15 protein-coding genes are annotated in these 14,668 nt (G+C 46.3%); 8 read left to right on the plus strand and 7 right to left on the minus strand.

From position 1 onward, the window contains the following. Positions 1–2 precede the first annotated feature (2 nt). From SOHN41_RS05460 to SOHN41_RS05480, 5 genes are all read right to left on the minus strand, one after another. Positions 3–512: an RDD family protein gene (locus tag SOHN41_RS05460; RefSeq protein WP_007646402.1), complete on the minus strand. Its 510-nt coding sequence runs from the start codon at positions 510–512 to the stop codon at positions 3–5. A gap of 46 nt (positions 513–558) precedes the next feature. Continuing rightward, a complete protein-coding gene (locus SOHN41_RS05465; RefSeq protein WP_007646407.1) occupies positions 559–816 on the minus strand; it encodes a DUF2960 domain-containing protein in 258 nt (85 codons plus the stop codon). A gap of 16 nt (positions 817–832) precedes the next feature. Further along, a complete protein-coding gene (locus SOHN41_RS05470) occupies positions 833–1,183 on the minus strand; it encodes a DMT family protein (protein ID WP_037458210.1) in 351 nt (116 codons plus the stop codon). Next, on the minus strand, positions 1,183–1,677 hold the full coding sequence (locus SOHN41_RS05475) for a GNAT family N-acetyltransferase (protein WP_007646410.1): 495 nt from the start codon (positions 1,675–1,677) through the stop codon (positions 1,183–1,185). The genes SOHN41_RS05470 and SOHN41_RS05475 overlap by 1 nt, the downstream gene beginning before the upstream one ends. 120 nt (positions 1,678–1,797) lie before the next feature. Then, positions 1,798–3,303 carry a carboxypeptidase M32 gene (locus SOHN41_RS05480; protein ID WP_007646412.1) on the minus strand — a complete coding sequence of 502 codons (1,506 nt, stop codon included), beginning with the start codon at positions 3,301–3,303 and terminating at the stop codon, positions 1,798–1,800. Positions 3,304–3,373: 70 nt separating this feature from the next. Between SOHN41_RS05480 and SOHN41_RS05485 the strand changes: the two genes are divergently transcribed. The 3 genes from SOHN41_RS05485 to SOHN41_RS05495 all read left to right on the plus strand — a co-directional run bounded on the left by SOHN41_RS05485 (position 3,374) and on the right by SOHN41_RS05495 (position 6,498). Beyond that, on the plus strand, positions 3,374–3,940 hold the full coding sequence (locus SOHN41_RS05485; protein WP_007646414.1) for a DsrE family protein: 567 nt from the start codon (positions 3,374–3,376) through the stop codon (positions 3,938–3,940). A 106-nt stretch (positions 3,941–4,046) separates the two neighbouring features. After that, entirely contained in the window at positions 4,047–4,682 is a 636-nt protein-coding gene (locus SOHN41_RS05490) for a YqiJ family protein (protein ID WP_007646416.1), read from the plus strand. 37 nt (positions 4,683–4,719) lie between these two features. Beyond that, positions 4,720–6,498: a flotillin family protein gene (locus tag SOHN41_RS05495; RefSeq protein WP_007646418.1), complete on the plus strand. Its 1,779-nt coding sequence runs from the start codon at positions 4,720–4,722 to the stop codon at positions 6,496–6,498. A gap of 148 nt (positions 6,499–6,646) precedes the next feature. Here SOHN41_RS05495 and SOHN41_RS05500 read toward each other — a convergent pair whose 3' ends face one another. Beyond that, complete coding sequence (locus tag SOHN41_RS05500; RefSeq protein WP_007646421.1) at positions 6,647–8,983, minus strand: OmcA/MtrC family decaheme c-type cytochrome; 2,337 nt, start codon at positions 8,981–8,983, stop codon at positions 6,647–6,649. Positions 8,984–9,338: 355 nt separating this feature from the next. On the opposite strand from SOHN41_RS05500, the gene SOHN41_RS05505 reads away from it, so the two are divergent. The 5 genes from SOHN41_RS05505 (at position 9,339) to SOHN41_RS05525 (ending at position 13,804) form a co-directional block, all read left to right on the plus strand. Beyond that, a complete protein-coding gene (locus tag SOHN41_RS05505) occupies positions 9,339–9,983 on the plus strand; it encodes a 4Fe-4S dicluster domain-containing protein (protein WP_007646422.1) in 645 nt (214 codons plus the stop codon). 16 nt (positions 9,984–9,999) lie between these two features. Continuing rightward, complete coding sequence (locus SOHN41_RS05510; protein ID WP_007646423.1) at positions 10,000–12,123, plus strand: aldehyde ferredoxin oxidoreductase; 2,124 nt, start codon at positions 10,000–10,002, stop codon at positions 12,121–12,123. An 18-nt stretch (positions 12,124–12,141) separates the two neighbouring features. Next, positions 12,142–12,663: a hypothetical protein gene (locus tag SOHN41_RS05515; RefSeq protein ID WP_007646424.1), complete on the plus strand. Its 522-nt coding sequence runs from the start codon at positions 12,142–12,144 to the stop codon at positions 12,661–12,663. Positions 12,664–12,878: 215 nt separating this feature from the next. Then, entirely contained in the window at positions 12,879–13,439 is a 561-nt protein-coding gene (locus tag SOHN41_RS05520; RefSeq protein WP_007646426.1) for a DJ-1/PfpI family protein, read from the plus strand. Between the two features lie 59 nt (positions 13,440–13,498). Continuing rightward, entirely contained in the window at positions 13,499–13,804 is a 306-nt protein-coding gene (locus tag SOHN41_RS05525; protein ID WP_007646429.1) for a ribbon-helix-helix domain-containing protein, read from the plus strand. 173 nt (positions 13,805–13,977) lie between these two features. Here SOHN41_RS05525 and SOHN41_RS05530 read toward each other — a convergent pair whose 3' ends face one another. Continuing rightward, complete coding sequence (locus SOHN41_RS05530) at positions 13,978–14,613, minus strand: DUF2913 family protein (protein ID WP_007646430.1); 636 nt, start codon at positions 14,611–14,613, stop codon at positions 13,978–13,980. Between the last annotated feature and the right edge of the window lie 55 nt (positions 14,614–14,668).

Raw genomic sequence — 14,668 nt, forward strand, 5'->3', positions numbered from 1 at the left:
ATTTAAGCGCCGTGCCAGTTGCGCATTTGGTTGGCTTCCTTTGAGAGAACAACGACTTCAGAACGCGTCATCATATCCTGCAGCGCGAGTTTATCGTCGTTAATTAGTATCCATAGATTACCAATCCCCAGCAATGACCAAACGATTCGGGCATAGGCTGTGATAAGGCTTAGGTTTTGGCCGTTAGGGTGCTGGATCTTCAGGCGCCAGGCGCGCATCCCTAAGGTTTGACCGCCTTTGCTCCAAAATAATGCGTAGAAAGTTCCCACGCACAGGACAAGCCAGAGTCGATAAATGCCATGGTAAATTGGGGTGCCATTAAGCGCATCTGCAACATGCTCAAAGCCATTCATGCCGATAAATCCTGAATAGGTTAGGCCGAAGAATAGGCCAAAACCAATGGCACCCGAAAACATAAACACGGCGACGGCTAACAGCAGATCATAGATGGCTGCGCCTAGACGGCGGAGGAACCCCGCACGGGGAAAGTTGGCATGTTCACTATTTAACATGGATGGATCCTAGTTTGAAAATAACAGTATGTAGATAAAATGACGTTTAGGCTTCTGGCTCTTCGTCGCGGACAAAGTGGATATTGCTAAAACCAAAACGGGCAAACTCGACCTTCCTAAAATCTTTTTCAGCTTTTGCACCTTTGCGGGAGGTCATGGCAATTTGTTGTTCCATGGCGAGGAACTTAGTGAGATCTATACCTTCCGCTTCGGCAACTGCCTCATATAAATCATGGTGTTTATCGTAGCTAAAGGCGATGGTTTTTGTCTGACCTTTGAAGGTGTAAGTGACTTGACGTGCCATGGGGAAACTCCTGAAATTAATTGAATTCACTTCTAAAAATAAAATACACGGCACCTAAGATGCACAGCCCCGCCCACAAATAGTCGAGTTTTAAGGGCTCTTTCATATAAAAATAGGCAAAGGGGACGAATAAACTTAAGGTAATGACTTCCTGTAGAATTTTTAACTGTCCTACATTCATTACCGTGTAACCGATACGATTTGCTGGCACTTGTAGTAAGTACTCAAATAGGGCGATTCCCCAACTGATCAGTGCGGCGATAATCCAAGGTTTTGAACCTAAGGTTTTCAAATGCCCGTACCAGGCAAAGGTCATAAAAATATTACTAAGGCAGAGTAAACCGATAGTGGTGAGGGTTGGGTTCATCATTTATCTCGACGATTAATATTATAAATCATGTACATAGCATCATTAGTGTAACTGCCAAGACATTTATCGATAGTCTGAGGCTTAAAGCCCATTTTAAGCCAATAACTATCGGCACCTTGCACCGCCACTAGGGATAAGGAATCGAGATTATAGCGGTCCGCCAGTAGTTTTAAGCGCGTGAGCGCCTTAGTGCCAGCGCCTAACCCTTGGGCTTTGGCCGAAATCGCAATATCGTGCAGATAGAGGGTATTGGCCTTAGGTAAATGGGTGATGGGCTCGTAGAGCGCGGGTGGTATGTTGACCGTCCAAGGGTGGGCTAAACAATACCCTACCACGGCATTATTCACCTCAAACACAAAACAGGACTGAGGTGACACTTGCCACTTGCTTTGCAATACATGCAGGGGCTCAGGATCCAGTTGTGAGTAGCATTCCGCTTGGATCTGTAAAATAGCATCCCAATCCTGTGGGGTGATTGCACGCAATAACATGGCCGATATCTATCCCGCTCAAAGTGTCTTGATTAAAATAAGCTCGGCATTATATACCCAAATCGTTCTAAAATGCGCTGAAACTCGACGTTGTCGCAGTCGAGTATCAACCGTTTGCCATTAACCTAAATACCGCTGACGGAGGTGGCGCTCAAGATACTGACTATTTAAAGGTTCACCCGTCGCTTGGCGCATGAGTTCATCAGTGGTCAATAGTGAGCCCTTAGCCCAAATATTGTCGCTTAGCCATTGGAAGATTGTGGCTAACTTGCCTGCGTCGATTAAGGTTTCTATTGGCCCTAAGGTTTGTTCCATCGAGAAACGACACTGCGCCGCATACATGGCACCTAGGGTATAACTGGGGAAATAGCCTAATTCACCCACTGCCCAGTGGATATCTTGCATACAGCCATCACGGTAATTGCCATCGGTGTTAATACCCAGCAGTTGTTGCATCTGGTTTGACCAAAAATCGGGTAGATCATCCACGCTTAAGCTACCGTCGATAAAGGCTTTTTCAGCCTCAAAACGCAGCAGAATATGGCAAGGATAGGTGACTTCATCGGCATCGACGCGGATAAGTCCAGGATTGACACGGGTGTAGTGCTGCGCCAAAGCCTCTGCACTGAACTCGCACTGAAGATGACGCTGGATAAGGGGCTGCAATTGGCGTAAAAACGCCGGATTGGCACCAAGCTGCATTTCACAGAATAGACTTTGGCTTTCATGAATGCCCATCGAGCGTGCGAGCCCTGCGGGCTGACCGCGCCATGCTTGTGGCAGCCCCTGTTCATAACGGGCGTGGCCAGTTTCATGGACTATCCCCATGATAGCACTACTAAAATCGGTTTCATTATAACGAGTAGTGATCCGCACATCGCTTGGAACGCCACCGCAAAATGGATGACTGCTGATATCGAGCCTGCCGTGATTAAAATCGAACCCCAAATAAGCCATTACTTCGCGGCCAAGGGCTTGTTGGGCCTTAATATCAAATGGTCCCCCTAGTGTGAGCCTAGGCTCATTTGCCTGTTTGGCTAACACTTCTTGGATCAGGGGCGGTAACCAAGTCCTTAATCCTTTGAAGGTTTGTTCAAGTTTTGCTGTGGTCATGCCGGGTTCAAACTTATTGAGTAGGGCATCATAGGGCGGAATATTCAGTGCTTCACCCCGAATTTGTGCTTCTTCCCTCGTGAGGGCGATGACAGCATTAAGATTTGCTTTAAAGCCCTGCCAATCATTATTTTTACGTTGCTCGCGCCATGCACTTTCACATTGATAGGCCATCTTAGTTTTGGCTTGCACCAGATCGCCGGGCACTAAGCTCGCCTGCTGGTACTGGTATAACATTTCCCTGAGGTTGGCCCGTTGCTCATTTGTCAGCGGCTCATCCGCGGCTCGGGTTAAGTTATCGGCTAAGGTGGCCGAGGTTTTTAGGTCATGTATATGTAGCGCAAGCTCCGCCATCGCATCGGCGCGCTCGCTGTTGCCGCCCATGGGCATCATGGCGGCTTGATCCCAATCCCCCAGAGCACTGAAATGTTCAAAGTGTGAAATTTTCTGGAAATGAGCGGTGAGTTTATCGTAACTTGGCGTGGGGACATTGGTATGTATAGTTGTGCCCATGGGTATTTCCTCTATGCGCCAAGGTGTGTTAACCCTGCGCTAAAAATAACAATAACAGGATGATAATATAATGAAGCTAAAATCAGATAGTACTAAAACGCTTAATGTCCTAGTGTGTCTCGCGTTATTTGGGAGTTGTTTTACTGCACAGGCCGGAGCCGAAAAATTTATCGCTGGCACGGCTATCCCAGAATTTGGGCAGATAGCAAAAGTGGATAGTACGCTCCCCATCCCCAAGGACATAAAGTTTAAAATCGCCTTCGATATGAGCAAGTCGGCCGAAGTGGGCAAGCTAAATCGTCAGCTCGAGAGCTTAGCGCGCTTTATCAATATGCATGTGGCTGCCGGAGTGAAGGAAAGCGATATTGAATTGGCTATGGTGGTTCATGGCAGTGCCATTAGTGACTTAGCCGACGACACCTTTTACGCTAAATTGCATCAGGGGGCTCCAAATGCGAATAAGGCTTTGGTTAAAGCCTTAGTCGAGCACGGGGTGAAGTTTTATATCTGTGGACAAAGCGCGGCTTATTTTGACTTAAACAACGGCTCATTACTGCCGGGGGTGGATATGGCATTGTCAGCGATGACGGCCCATGGCATTTTGGCGCAACAAGGGTTTAGTGAAAATCCATTTTAGGGTGAATTTTTAGTTTGGAAATGGTGTCTGCCTTGCTATTCTGTGGTCCATAAGTCGATAATTACTGTGAAATAAATGGAATGTTGTATTGTTCAAGGAGATGACTATGTGGGCGTTTTTAATTGAACAGCCTAATTTACCTTACACTATCGCCTTTGCCTGTGTGCTAGCCCTTGGTGTGTTTGAAGCCTTAGCCCTGTTAATCGGTTTAAGCATGTTAAGTGCCTTAGACCAATGGGTGCCAACCGATGTCGATTATGATGCCGATACGAGTGTCGGTGGGCTCACCGGCATTGCGGGCTGGTTATGCCTCAATCGATTACCCCTGCTGATCTGGTTTGTGCTGGCACTGACCAGTTTTTCGATAACGGGTTATATCACTAATTTTATCAGTTTGAGTGTTGTGGGAATGCTATTGCCACAGCTCTTTACCTTACCTATTGCCGTAGTGGGTAGTGCATTCGCTTGCCGTTATTTAGGACGAGTGCTTGCCGAACATTTGCCGAAAAATGAATCAACGGCAATATCTCTAGACGATCTTAGCGGTTATGTGGGCACTATTACCTTGGGCTGTGCGATGAAAGGTATGCCCTCAGAGGCCGTCGTGCGCGATAAATATCAACAGAAGCATTATGTTTTAGTCGAACCTGAAATGTCGGGGATTGAGTTTGCCAGTGGCACCCAAGTGGTGTTGCTAAGACGAGAGGGCCGTGTCTGGTCAGCCACTCGTTTTGATAACTAGTATTTTAAAGCCGTTAATCAATTGAAAAGGAAAGCAAATGGATGTGTTAAACGAAGTCACTAGTTCGAGTAACTTTGTGCTGTTAATTGCGGGTATGGTGGTGGTAGGGCTGATAGTTATCGGCCTGATTTTTGCCAAGTTATATAAGCGTGCAACTAAGGAAATGGCCTTCGTACGTACAGGCTTTGGTGGCGAGAAAATTATCAAAGACGGCGGGGCTATTGTGCTACCTGTGCTGCATGAAACCATTGCAGTGAATATGAATACCCTACGCATTGAAGTGGAAAAAACGCAAAAAGACGCCTTGATCACTAAAGATAGAATGCGTGTCGATGTGAAGGCCGACTTCTACTTGCGTGTCGCTCCTAATGCCGATGGCATTTCGATGGCGGCACAAACCCTAGGAACCCGTACCACTCGAGTGGAAGAGTTGAAAAAATTGATGGAATCTAAGTTTGTTGACGTGCTGCGTGCCGTTGCAGCTGAGATGACCATGACCGAAATGCATGAACAGCGTGCCGATTTTGTACAGCGAGTGCAAAATAACGTCGCCAATGATCTTGAAAAAAACGGACTCGAGCTCGAATCGGTATCCTTAACGGGATTTGATCAGACGGATCTGCAGTTCTTTAATGAAAACAACGCATTCGACGCGGAAGGGCGTGCTCGATTAGCGAAAATTATTGAAGAGAAACGTAAAGAAACCAACGATATTCAGCAAGAAAACCGCATTAAGATCGAGCAGCGTAACCTTGAGGCCGAAAAAGAATCCTTGGAGATTGAAAAGTCGGAAGAAGAGGCACGCCTGATCCAGCAACAATCCCTCGAATTTAAACGCGCCGATCAAAAAGCGGAAATCATTAAACAGAAAGAAAATAAGGCCCGTGAAGAACGTGAGGCCGAGATTGCCAAAGAGCGCGCCATCGAAACCGCTGAAATTGAAAAGACTAAGGATATCGAAACCCGCGAGATTGAAAAGCGTAAGTCCATCGAGCAATCGCGTATCCAACAGCAAAGGGATATCGAAGTTGCCGAGCAGGAAAAACGCATCGCCGTTGCGGCGAAATCTGAAGAAGAGTCCGCCGCCCGTGCCCGTGCTGCCGAAGCTGAAAAACTGAAAGTGGAAAAAGAAGAGGCGGTTATCACAGTACGCCAAGTAGCGGAAGCGAATCGTCGTAAAGAAATTGAAGTGATTGATGCCCGAAAAGAAGCCGAACGTGATGCGGTAGGTGTAACAGTGCAAGCCGAAGCGGAGAAACGTGCCGCCGAGGACAGATCGAGTGCCATTCTGATTGAAGCGCGCGCCAGTGCCGATGCGAAGAAACTGCAGGCCGAAGCGGATGAAAAAGTCTACGCCGTCGAAGCTGCGGGTAAACAGGCCCTGTATGAAGCTGAAAACGTACTGCGTGATGAGCAAATAGCCCTGCAAAAGTCCCTCGCTATCCTTAAGGCCTTGCCTGAAATTGTGGCGCAGGCGGTTAAGCCGCTGGAGAATATTGAAGGTATTAAAATCCTTCAAGGTTATGGCATGGGTAATCAATTTGCTGCGGGTGGCGAAGGCGCGCACCATCAAGGTGGTATCGCAGAGCAAGTGACTAGTGCGGCATTAAACTACCGCGCCAATGCACCTGTTGTCGATGCCATGTTAAGGGAACTCGGGTTAGTGCATAGCGAAGCGGGTACTCTCAACGATCTGTTAAATGGCAATAATGCTCTCACTACCGAAGCCTTAAATGTGGTGAAATCAGCCAACACTGGGCTCAATGGTTATAGCCAAAAGCAAGAAGTCGAGAGCCAAAGTGTGTTAAAGCCTTAATTTGAACGACATTAAACTAAGTCAAATCAAGTAAAGTTTAAGTTGCTCCATTTAAGTGTTATAGGGAGTAATAGCTTGATAAATATGACTAAGAAAAACCGCTCGCATTTTTGCGAGCGGTTTTTTGAACTAAGAAAAATCTAACTGCCTATTTGTGTACCCTATCGACACCCGATGAGCGGCCTTCAGCATGGCAGATTGCGCATGACTCCTGTCCTGATTGATAAATGCGACCACCGCTGGCATCACTTTGGTAAACCCCACCAAAGCTGCGTGCATGGACGGCTAAACTATCGGTGAGCGTGTGACAAGCCGCGCAGGTTGCTAAGGTGGGGGAGTACTCGGCAATTTGCCCTATGTTGGCTGCATCGGGTGTCGCAACTAACAGGGATTGCTGCGCACTCAGCCCCTCGAGACTGAGCTGTCCTGTGCTATGACAAACACCGCAGTTATTCTTCGCATTAGGGTAAGTGAGTTCGGGACGTGGGTTATCAAAACCCACTACAGTGCGGGTTCCCGCATGCAGTGAATGCACCATTTCCCTGTAGCTCAAAGTATTGTTGATGGTGCGATAGGGCTTGATTTGGCTGGCCCCAGGAGTATGCATCACATTGGCATTGAGATACATGATCGCATCATTGTTGTGGCAGCTTTGACATTGTCCATCGGTCAGTGCGGTTGCGGTTTGCGGGGCATGACAGGTGCCACAGCTGCTATTGGGGTCAAAAATTCCCTCCATTTGATGCGCCGATTGGACTCTGTCCTCGAATCCTTGATCATGACATTGGCGACAGGCCTGTTCATTGACTTTAGCTTTTGCCGCAACGGCTTGACCTTGCAGGGTTAACGAATTAATAGCACTGAGACTCACCTCTTGATTAGCGATATTACAGTTAACCGCAAAGCCGGTATTTTTATCGGCACAGAGCACCAGTTTACTGTAGAGCCTTGACTGACTCAGTTCGCCAAAATCGACAGTCGCCAAGTTAGATATCGTGACGGTTAACTGATTAGGCGCAGTGATATTTACGGCGACATTAGCCGTGTTTGCCAATAAATCCCACACCTTACGTTGGCCATTATTGATTGGCATGTCCGCACTGTTGGTTTCACCCGCGGCAATCAACCAGAAGGATTTAATCATAGGTTGACTGGAGGGCAGTTGCTCCATTTGCTGGACTTGCAATGTCACCGCAAGGGTCTGAGTTTCAACACTTAGCTGTGAACTCAGTAACTTAACTTGGTAATCGTTCACCAGTTTAGTGGCTGTTTTGACGGTGGCATTGTGGAAAAGCCCTACACCTTCAGGATGAGTGCTATCAGGGTGGCAGCCGCTACAGCCCTGTGCCCATGCGTTAGCAAAAATTTCCCTGTTGTGGAATAAACCCGCCACAGTGCCGTTCCAATCAGTGGGGATTTGCGCTTGGTGACAGTCAAGGCAAGCGGTTTGACTGGGGATATTATTATTACCACTTTGCGCCGTTGCGTCGGGAATATGGCATTGTTGACATTGGGTCATATCACCGGGATAGGTCACATTGCGGTAGTCATATAACTGTCCCTTGTAACCGACGATTTGATATTTGGCTTGGTGGATCTGGTGTGCCAATGTCGCCATATCTAGGCTATTACCCGTTTCAGGATCGCCAGAGTAAGTGGTGTGGCAGACAACGCAGCCCTCAAAGGCGAAACGTTTACTGCCGTGCATCAAAAGGCGAGTATCGGTATTGGCTAAGTCTGCGTTATGGCAACGAAAGCAGGCTTGCTCAGGTGCGATAACTTTACGGCCCATATCCGCCGCGACGGTTTGTCCGGTGGCGGGCACAAAATCATACACGCCGTTGATCAACTGAGTGTCGATTGGGCTGTTTGCGAATGGTTTCAGCTCTAGATAAATTCTGTGAGTGAGATCAGCTGAGTACTGAGTGTCTATCCCCGTAAACTGCGAGTAACCCGTGAGTGGTTTACTCAAAGTGTAACGGTATAGGCCCGCACCTAATGAGGTTAAACAAGCCGCTTTACAGCTGCTTTCTATCCCCGCTTGCCATTGAGTCTGTGCATTCGCTTGGGCATTTGTTGCTGGTTCTACTTGATTATTGATGTAACTGGTCCATTGCAATGCTGCATCAGTAGTGCTCTTAGCCTCGGCACTTATGGCTGTTTGGGCTTGGTAATGAGCTTGTGGTGGAGCCAATTTAGCAATACCAACACCTAAGGTATCGAGATCCTTTAGGTTTTCTAGTCCAGTGACCGCAATCCCATTCGCATTGCTGAGGAAGAAATCGACCTGTACACGGGTTTGGGCATCGATAACCACATTTTCTATTGTCGCTTTGAGTGTATCCGCTTGTTCAATGCTGATACTCACAATCCCTGGTGGACCTTCTTTCCCATCGTCACCATCGGAGCAGGCTGTTATCAGACAGACTGCGACTACCATTGGCGTAAATATTTTCCATTGAGAACGGGTATTCGTTTTCATCATTTTCCATTCCTTTTTAATTAGATTCTGTCGGGACTCTAATCGGAATGTATGCGCTATAGATATTAACTTAGTTATGAGTCGAGTTGCACTCAATTAATCACTTTTAAATGTTTTTTGTTAATTAAATTAATATAATTTGATGTGAGGCATTATTATGAATTGTTAGATTTTTAATTGTTAATTCTTAAAAACGTTACTCTGATACATGTCGTGTAACTTGAACTAATAATGCCAAAATATGGGTAATTGTGACGCAGGTTAAAAATAAAAGACGTAATTTCTTTAGCATAAATTGTCGGGGATCAAAGTGTATGCATATTTTAATTATATTGCTTTGACTAATAAAGGATCAAATATGATTACCAGAAGAGGAATGCTTAAAGGTGGTATGGGCGTTGCTGTCGGTACGGTTTATAGCGGAACATTAATAAGTTTTCTGACCGGTTGTGGCAGTGACAGTAATAGCCAAGAAATAGTAGAAGTCATGCCTGGTGGACTCATGGTGGTGAACCCTACGGTTTGTGTTAGCTGCAGACGCTGTGAAATTGCCTGTGGTTGGAACCATGAAGGGGATAGCAGTCCGACACTTGCCCGCGTCAAAGTAGAAAAAAATATGAACTATGGCCCATATGGTGTGCAATTTGACTATGAAATACAGCGAGGAGAATGTGGTGATAGGACCGTTGTTCCTTCCACTTGTCGCCACTGTGAAGTTTGTACAGAAGTTTGTCCACAGCAAGCCATTTCGACTAATGAACAAACTGGCGCGAAAGTGATTGATGAAGAACGCTGTGTCGGATGTGGTTATTGTGCAGATAAATGTCCTCAGCAAGTTATTAAAGTTGATCGCAGTAAAATGAAAGCCATCAAATGTGATTTATGTGATGGTAAACCTGCCTGCGCGCAAGTGTGTCCTACAGGTGCAATTAAATTTTATAACTGGGAAGAGGCTGAAGCTGCATTAGAACAATATGAAAAATATACCAGCTTAGTTTCTTAAATTCAGGAGAAGTAATATGAGTGATAACATTGGTGGTTGGGCGGGTAAAGTCCTCAGAGTTAATTTAACAACTAATCATATATGGTATGAGCCAATCAATAAATATTATGACTATATTGGGGGCATGGGTATTGGTTATAAAATATTGTGGGATGATCATAAGGATAATATTACCGCAATCGACCCGGATAATATTATTGTCTTTTCTGCAGGGCCATTAACGGGGTCTGGTGTTATTTGTACTGGACGAACAACCATTACTTCCCGTAGTCCCGTAATTGAAAAACATCTGATTGCCGATGGTCACTTTGGTGGGCATTTTTCCCCCGCAATGAAATTTGCTGGTTTCGATGCGATTGCGATAGAAGGCAAAGCGAACAGCCCTGTGTGGCTGAAAATTGTCGATGATAAGGTCACGATAGAACCTGCCGATGCCCTATGGGGTAAGGGCATATTTGATACCCATGCCATGATAGCGCAAATGATGGGGTCCAATGCTCAAGTCGCTGCGATTGGCCAAGCGGGTGAAAACCTAGTCCCCCTTTCTGTCATCATGACTCAGGGCGGACACTCAGCGGGTGGTCATGGCTCGGTAATGGGCTCAAAAAATTGTAAAGGGATCGGCATTATCGGCACTGGCGCCGTTAAAATCGCCGCCAATAATGAAAGGATGCGTGCCTTAGATGACCATATTTTAGGGATTATCGGTGCCAACAATAATGGTGTTGTGCCTTCGACGCCGCAATCTTGGGCCGAATACTCTGCACCTATTAGTCGTTGGAAAGCAAGACCTGGGCTTAAGTGGGGCGCCGCCGATCAAGAAATCGATCTAGGCGAAGTGCCATGGAATGAACGTAATCGTATTGGGTTTCGAACTTCGATGGCAGAAAACTACATTGGTGTTGAATACGCCAATAAGTGGATGAAGCGCTCCGGCGGCTGTCACTCATGCCCAATTCGTTGCTTCTGTGAACTTAAAGTTCCTGAATTGAAGAGCAAATACGGTCGTAAAACCGAACATATATCTAACGTCTGTATGGGATTCCTCGTACCGCAGTATTTAATGGGCACCAAAAAAGATACAGAGGCACATGCGATGGTGGGCGCTTTAGGTGCTCATATTCTCGATGACTATGGTATTTGGTGTAACTATGGTTCCATTTCTCATTTATTTAAATTCTTAAAAACCAAGGATATGTTTAAGCATTTATTACCTGAAGATGAATTTAACAGTATTCCTTGGGCGCTTTGGGATAACAAGGATCCCGCCTTCTTACTGGATTTTTATCGCCGAGTGGCGTTTAAAGAAGGTGAAATCTCCCATATGGCCGACGGCTTATATGATTTGATCAAACGTTGGGGTTTAGATGGCACTAATCCCAAGTTAGGTAATTGGGATATTCACAAAGAAAGTACCACTAAGGTATTCAACAAGAAAACCAATGCCGCCGTTCACCATGCCAGTGAAACCGCGGGCCAAGTGGGTACGTTAATCAACGTAGTCTTTAACCGTGATGCCCAGTGCCATTCCCACATCAACATAGTCAACAGTGGTTTGCCACACGATATGATAGTGGCGATTGCCGAGAAAAAATGGGGTGAAGGTGCATTCGATAAGGTGAAATGGTATACCCCAATCAATGTGGCTAAGATCCGTTTTGCAAAATGGTCGCTGGTGAAAAACGTGTTACATGACTCGTTGACACTGTGTAACTGGATGTTCCCACTGCTGGCATCACCGGATAAAAATCGCAACTATGAAGGTGATAGTACCATTGAATCGCAGATGTTCAGTTTAGTGACAGGGATTGAAACCACAGAAACGGAATTGGACTTTAAAGCGGAAAGAGTACTGCACTTACATCGAGCCTTAACTGTATTGCAAATGAATGAAAGTAATATGCGTGAAGAGCATGATGTGCTCAGTGACTGGGTTTATGATTTGAATCCAGATAAAAACTTCGGCCAAGAGGGCACCATCAAGATGGACCGTGCTGATATGCAAACGGCGCTGGACATGTTTTATGAAGCCTTTGGTTGGGATATTCAAACCGGTGCGCCGACTCGGGCCACGCTCGACAAGTTTAGCCTAGGTTTTGTTGCCGATAGATTGGCGGCGCGGGGCCTGTTACCTAGTTGAACACGGTAGTTGGACACTATGATTGAACTTGTCGGTTATATCAGGGTATTTAGCCAACATGGACGCTTAGTCACGGCGGATCAAATCGCCGCCGTGGCAGGGCTCGAGTGGGATAGTGAGCAAACGGTTGACCGTTATATTCGCCTGATCCTCAACGAGGCATATAAGGATGTGCAGATGCGTTTGTCGGGGAAAGATCATTACTTTTATTCCGAACAATTCATCGTCGAACGCTACGCTGAACAGTGGCTAGCCCTTAACAGAGGGGAAACTCTAGAGGTTATTGCTGCTCAGATCCGACGTAACAGTTGCCGTCATACTGCGGTGTTTGAGGAAAGTGTACTGACCTTCGCCCCCTATCATTTTGATGAACTCAAGCTGGCGACAACCCGAGACCAGTTGCGGCAGCAGCTAGGAACCGAGGATATTTTTTACGCCGTGGACAATCAGGGCCGGGGGTATTATTACTCTACCCAAGGGCTGAGTCACAGTTATGCTGAAGTTCTGGCTAATTACGACCCCTATGAGTGGTCATACTGATGTTAATTGGTGTTTCGCACTGAGTTGTGCTTCATTGAGCGATTTGGGCCTACATCACAACCCTGACTAAGCGCCTACGGGCGCTTTTTTACTGGAATAAATTTGTAGTATTTGGTTGTTACCTTTGTCGCGGCAAGGGGAGTAAAGTGGAGTGGTTCATTAGAGCGAGGTTTCCAATTTTCACTCAGACACTGTCCCAATAAAAGGAGTTTACCATGGCAAAAATTTTGATCATCGCGGGTGATTTTGTTGAAGATTACGAGCTAATGGTGCCGTTTCAGGCGCTGCAAATGGTGGGGCATCACGTCATCGTCGTTTGCCCCGATAAAGTTGCCGGACAAACCATTAAAACCGCAATCCATGATTTTGAAGGCGACCAAACCTACAGTGAAAAACCAGGGCATCTCTTTGCTTTAAATGGTGATTTTTCGAAGGTGAGTGCCAGTGACTTTGATGCTTTGCTCCTTCCTGGGGGGCGAGCACCCGAGTATTTACGTTTAAATCCTTTAGTGCTGAATTTAGTTAAAGCGTTTTCGGAGCAAGATAAGCCCATGGCGGCCATTTGCCATGGTGCGCAGCTGTTGACCGCGGCGGATGTTGTTGGCGGTAAAAAGGTGTCAGCCTACCCAGCATGTGCTCCAGAGGTGAGACAAGCAGGCGCTGAATATTGCGAAATTGCCGTAACGCAAGCGATTACCGATGGTAAGCTCGTCACCGCCCCCGCTTGGCCTGCACATCCAGCCTGGCTAGCGCAATTTAATCAGTTGCTTGGCTAGCTTATCAGTTTGATTTTGTGGCATAACAGTTCGGGTAGACACTTAAGGGGAGCAAGAAAGTGTGTGAAATCTATTCCGGCGCCGAACCCGAACTGTTCGAACTTAAAACCCGTTCTATTCGTATCGACGGCGTCGTAACCAGCGTGCGTCTAGAGGCTGTTTTTTGGCAAATCATAGAAGATATCGCCGACGAAGCGGACCTCAGTGTTGCGGCTTTTTTAACGCGAATCTACCAGGAAGTGTTAGCTCGCCATGGCCGAGTTGCCAATTTTGCCTCTTTGCTGCGTGTCGCCTGCACAACCTATCTAAATGAAGGCAAACGTTTAGTGTTGAACCCTAAAGTCACCTTCCAGCCAAGGAAATGAGTCAGCTTTAACAGGCTAACATCTGAGTGTACTTTTGATAATGTGATCAATTTTGCCATTGACCTTGAGTCTGGCAACGGTCTGATTGATTGCAAAAAGCCATTCGACGTGTTCTTTCGCAAAATTGCGGCCTTGCTAACCTAACATAAGCCACAATCAATCACTCTTATACGCTAAATCAGCAACTGGCACAGGGAAGGTAGCTGATTATTAGGATAAATCCTATAGGCTTTATGGTGTTTAATTAGGCTCGACTTTTTATTACCTTGGCTGAGTAATAAACCGTGGGACAGGGCGATACGGGTGAGTTGTTGCTCATCGGCCCGAACATATAAATTAATTGGCTTAATGAGTTGGCCATCCTTGATATGTTGTGCCAACTCTTTTGCATCAATCACTAGACTAGATTGACCATCGCCGTCGAGTTTGAGCTTAGTGCTAATTTCTGTGTCGGTAAAGACTAACCAATTATCTTTAACTAACGCAGCAATCATAGTGTTCAATGCCACACCTAAAGCGTGTTCTGATTCTTCAACTGTTTGATATTGAAATACAATTCTCTCTAATAAACGTTTGAGTTCAGCACCCGCACCTTGGCTGCGGGCTAAACGTATCCATGCCGTTAGGTCATCGGCAACCAGTTTAGAAAAGCGTTTTTCCTTTAGGGATTCGACCATCCAATTACACAGAAAATGACTTTCCTGTGCAGGGGTACGTTGTGCTTTTTTGGTTTGTGCCGATGCAGTTAAATCGGCAAGGCCCGCGAGGGCGAGTTCGAGTACAGCTTGGTTATAGGTTTGAGAACTCATTATGGCTCCGCCGCGGGTTGAAGTGATGTTATCTATTTGAACATTGACGATATTG

It is taken from the genome of Shewanella sp. HN-41, assembly GCF_000217915.1.
Taxonomy (GTDB): domain Bacteria; phylum Pseudomonadota; class Gammaproteobacteria; order Enterobacterales; family Shewanellaceae; genus Shewanella.